This is a genomic window from Streptomyces sp. CLV115 (assembly GCF_038448545.1).
GTDB classification, from domain to species: domain Bacteria; phylum Actinomycetota; class Actinomycetes; order Streptomycetales; family Streptomycetaceae; genus Streptomyces; species Streptomyces sanglieri.
Map to the genome: position 1 here is coordinate 1 of NZ_JBCEWQ010000444.1, position 440 is coordinate 440.

Sequence of the window (440 nt, forward strand, 5' to 3'; positions counted from 1 at the left end):
CCGCTCGGTCTGCTCCAGCATCTCCTGGGCGTTGGCGGCGAGCGACATGTCGTGCTCGCGGGTGATGTTCTTGGTGCCGGTGTCCGCCTCGTCGTCACCCGCGCCGTCGCCGGAGTCGCGCATCAGCCCGGCGAGCGCGCCGCTCGCGGCCTCCAGTTCACTGCGCAGCCGCATGGCCTCGCTGCTCAGCTCGGTCCGCGCCTCGGCGACCTCGTCCGGGGTGCAGGGATCCTCGCCCGGCCTGACCGCCAGCTCGCCGGGGGCTGTAGCGGCGACCCCGCGGGCCGGGGGCACGGGCGCGGCGCCCGTGCCGGCCGTGCGGGTCCGGGCCGCGCTCTTCTTGGCTACCACCGTGTGGGCTCCCGTCTTCCCGGCGGCCTCGGCCGCCCCCCTCGGCCGCGTCGGCGGCCTTCTTCGAAGCCTTCTTGGCTGCGCTCTTC

At 75.7% G+C, this 440-nt stretch carries 1 pseudogene; it reads right to left on the reverse strand.

The features are described 5' to 3' along the window. Window positions 1–440: pseudogene (locus tag AADR41_RS42570) on the reverse strand (TraR/DksA family transcriptional regulator); the annotation flags it as partial.